At 42.7% G+C, this 3,656-nt stretch carries 3 protein-coding genes; 1 reads left to right on the top strand and 2 read right to left on the bottom strand.

The window, feature by feature from the left end:
• Together AB4496_RS18170 and AB4496_RS18165 are read right to left on the bottom strand one after the other, a co-directional pair.
• Positions 1 to 1,091: methyl-accepting chemotaxis protein (locus AB4496_RS18170; protein WP_372131549.1), on the bottom strand; the 1,091-nt coding region annotated here is incomplete at its 3' end.
• 461 nt (positions 1,092 to 1,552) lie between these two features.
• Positions 1,553 to 2,161 (bottom strand): toxin-antitoxin system YwqK family antitoxin, encoded by a 609-nt coding sequence (locus AB4496_RS18165; protein ID WP_102257323.1) that lies wholly within the window; start codon positions 2,159 to 2,161, stop codon positions 1,553 to 1,555.
• 510 nt (positions 2,162 to 2,671) lie between these two features.
• On the opposite strand from AB4496_RS18165, the gene AB4496_RS18160 reads away from it, so the two are divergent.
• A partial coding sequence (locus AB4496_RS18160) for a sodium:solute symporter family transporter (protein WP_408063568.1) occupies positions 2,672 to 3,656 on the top strand: 985 nt, incomplete at its 3' end.

Genomic DNA, 3,656 nt, shown 5'->3' with positions numbered 1-3,656 from the left:
AGTAGGTTGGTTTGTTCAGCAATGTCTTTAATCACTTCTAGTACGGTATTGATCTTTTCTGAGTGCACAGAAAGGCGATTCACTTCTTCACTCGCACTCACTAAGTCAGTTGAAAGCGTATTGATTGTGTCTCTGGTGAAGGCCACATCGTTCAGGCCATCATTTGCCGTGGAGAAGCTGGTTTGTGCATTTGCTGATGCATTTTCACTATTGGTCGCAACACTTTGGATATTGCTGCCCATTTGATTTATCGCGGTCGCAATATTTTCTGTTTGTCGTTGCTGCTTGTTTAAAGCGCTTTCCACTTTTATGCCGTCGTGTTGCAACTGGTTCGAAATGTTGCCGAGCTCTTGGATCGACCCTTGTACTTGACCAACAAGTTGACGAATATCTTCTAATACGGTGTTAAATGACTTGGCAATATCCGCAATTTCATCTGAACCGCTGTCTTCCGCTTTAACGGTAAAGTCACGTTGTTGGGATACGTGCAACATGGTTGCGTTTAACGAGGCTATCTTCTTAGCGACACGCGATGAGATCCCAAAGGACAGTACGATCAGTAATCCAGTGACGGCGATTACGGAACTCACAATAAACGTAGTGATGGTTTGTTGAATCGATTCGACCTGTTGTTCTAAACGACCTTCAACGCCGGTAAATATCGAGATGATATCTTCAAACAGCATTTTCATTTCTGATTTCAGTTCGCTGACCTTTGCTGGGTTGCGTTCTATCGCGTCTACCATCAAGGAAAAATCTTTGTCGTATTGTTTTACTTCTCGATTCAGTTTGTCTAACTCTGGTACAGCAATGTCTGACTCTTCAAGTAAAACAGAGAAGCTATTCATCAACTGTTGGAAGTGTGAATACTCTTTGGCGAATTCAGGCTTGAGGGCTTTGTCGTGACTGATCAGAAACTCTAGTTCCGTTCGATTTAGTTGAAGCATCGAAACTTCAAGCGACTTCACCTTGATCAGGGTTTTCTCAAGTTTGATCAGCTTTAGGTTTGCCATTTCAGTGAATGAGACGACAACCAATAACGAAATAATGGATAAACAAGCAAGGCTAAAAAGGGAGGTTTTAATTTTCATAGGCAGGCACCAAAGCAAAACAATATGACTCAACAACGTATTTGGGAATCTCGTTTCTCTTATTTGCGTGATCAGTAGCTTACAAGCGGATAACTGGGATCTGACTCGCAACGGAAACGTTTGCTTACAGTATTTTATGGAAAGGTTATGCGCAAGTTAAATATTTATTATTTTCAATGACTATTGGTGATTGTTTTATCACTAGATGGAGTGCTGTAAATAATAACGAGAGATTGAGGTATAGTCGGACCAAAGTGATAAGGGGAAGTGGTAGTGAAAAGAGCAAGTGAAATAGCCACGAACATTCACGCTTAGTCACATGAATGCTCGTTTCTATTGTCATGTCTTCTCTTGTTGTGTCTCTTGCTCTTGTCGCTTAATTTTAGACGCTTAATTGCAGACGGGTTAGCAGCAGTCGTTTATATGTATGAGACTAACCCTGTGAGAGCCGTTTTTTAGTATTAGCTTTCCGTCGGCATCCAAACCTGTTTAGACGTGACTTTGTGGTCTTTAAAGGTCAGTTCTTCAACCTTGTCTCCGTTAGTATTCCAGCGAGTGAGTTTCCCGTTTGCGACTTCGCCTTCATCAAATTTCGCTTGGCTGGCTTTATTGCCATTAGGGTAGTAGTCCGTTACCAATCCATCTTTTTGCCCGTCACTGAATTCGGCTGTTAGGCTTTGTTCGCCATTGGGATACCAGCGAGAGGCAACACCCGACAGCTCATTGTCTTTATAGTTGAGCTCCGCTTTTTTCTGTCCGTTTGGATACCAGGTCTCGGCCTTACCTTGCAGCTCACCTTTAACGTAATTCACTTTAGAAGCAACTTGGCCATTTGGGTACCAGTTGGTTTCTAACCCAAGTTCTAGGCCATCGGCAAATTGAGCTTGGGTCGCGACTTGGCCGTTATCGAACTGCTCTTCAAATTGACCAGTAAAGGGTTTTGAGTGGTTTACTTGATAAGCCACACCTTTGCGCATTTGTAAGTAGTCAACAGCATCATCGCTGGTGGCTGCATAGCTCATAGAAGATACCGTACTAAGAGCAATTAAGATTGGAACGTATTTCTTCATAATGACACCTTTTTAATGGACGAGGGGAAAGTGTAACGGGTGTGTTAAAAGCATTTCACTTCCGAGAACCACTGTCAGTATCTAATAGTGGTTTTCAAGTTTTCATTATTGGCTACCTAATATAGGGAACTTTTAAAAGTAAATTTTCAATTTTATTTGTACTACAAATGTGTTCGTCTGATTCATTTTTATAAATTATATCTAACGATATTTTTGCTGTTCTTCTTTGAGCTTTGATCGTGACGAGTAATGGTTTTTGTCGATAATTCTTCGTTTTTTAGAGGGTTTATTCATGTTTTTTAGGGGTTTTTGTCGAAATATAGTACGGATGGCTGCACTCACTTGAGGAATTATGCTCGTAGGTGGTGCAACTTTGAACTCGATCACTTGTATGATTAATTGAGTGTCAGACTGTAAGATCACTGTCACGCATTTGGATTATTGTAGTACAAATATGCTTGCCATCTATCTATAGTGACCTCAACAAAAAACATAAATAAAGGTCTCAAGATGGAACTCAATACCCTGATAGTTGGCATCTACTTCCTATTCTTAATTGCAATAGGGTGGATGTTCCGAACGTTTACAAGTACGACGAGTGATTACTTCCGTGGGGGAGGTAATATGTTGTGGTGGATGGTAGGTGCAACCGCATTTATGACCCAGTTCAGTGCGTGGACATTTACTGGTGCAGCAGGTAAAGCCTTTACCGATGGTTTTGCCGTAGCGATTATCTTTATCGCGAACGCATTCGGTTACCTAATGAACTACCTTTACTTCGCTCCGAAGTTCCGCCAACTGCGCGTTGTGACGGTTATTGAAGCGATTCGTATGCGTTTTGGTAAGGTGAATGAGCAAGTGTTTACTTGGTCTGGCATGCCAAACAGCGTTATCTCCGCAGGTATCTGGTTGAACGGCCTTGCGATCATCGCATCAGGTATCTTCGGCTTTGATATGACGACGACGATTGTCCTAACGGGTCTGGTTGTACTGGTGATGTCAGTAACGGGCGGCTCTTGGGCGGTAATCGCATCTGACTTTATGCAGATGGTTATCATCATGGCAGTGACCGTAACGTGTGCTGTAGTAGCGGTCTACCACGGTGGCGGTGTCACGCAAATCATCAATGATTTCCCAACCGATTCATTTATTACGGGTGATAACCTTAACTACCTAAGCATTTTCAGCATCTGGGCGGTGTTCATCTTCTTGAAGCAGTTCAGTATCACCAATAACATGCTGAACTCTTACCGTTACCTTGCAGCGAAAGACTCAAACAACGCACGTAAAGCAGCACTGCTTGCTTGTGTACTAATGACACTGGGTCCAATCATTTGGTTCATGCCTTCATGGTTCATGGCAGGTCAAGGTGTTGATTTAGCCGCTGCTTACCCAGAAGCTGGCAGCAAAGCCGCTGACTTCGCTTACCTTTACTTTGTTCAAGAGTACATGCCGGTTGGTATGGTTGGCCTTCTGATTGCCGCGATGTTTGCAG

Origin of the sequence: Vibrio sp. 10N.222.46.A1, assembly GCF_041473595.1 — a bacterium.
Taxonomy (GTDB): Bacteria; Pseudomonadota; Gammaproteobacteria; order Enterobacterales; family Vibrionaceae; genus Vibrio; species Vibrio tasmaniensis_A.
The sequence above is the reverse complement of the archived record's forward strand: the minus strand, read 5'-3'. Positions and strand labels throughout refer to the sequence as shown.